General features: G+C 46.1%; 1 protein-coding gene. It reads left to right on the top strand.

The annotated features are described in order from the left end of the window. The coding region (rpsL, locus tag HJV72_RS19280) for a 30S ribosomal protein S12 (RefSeq protein WP_208073492.1) at window positions 1-217 on the top strand (217 nt) is incomplete at both ends.

The following is a 217-nucleotide window of genomic DNA, read 5'->3' as shown; positions in this document are numbered from 1 at the left end:
CTACACCGAAAAAGCCTAACTCTGCTCTTAGAAAAATCGCCAGAGTTCGTCTTTCCAACGGAATCGAGGTAACAAGCTACATTCCAGGTGAAGGACATAACCTTCAGGAACATAGTGTTGTTCTTATCCGTGGCGGCAGGGTAAAAGACTTACCAGGTACAAGATACCACATCATCCGTGGTACACTTGATACAGCAGGCGTTGCTAACAGACGTCA

This window comes from Extibacter sp. GGCC_0201 (assembly GCF_017566055.1).
In the GTDB taxonomy this organism is placed as follows: domain Bacteria; phylum Bacillota; class Clostridia; order Lachnospirales; family Lachnospiraceae; genus Extibacter.
This window is presented reverse-complemented; position numbering and strand designations above follow the sequence as displayed.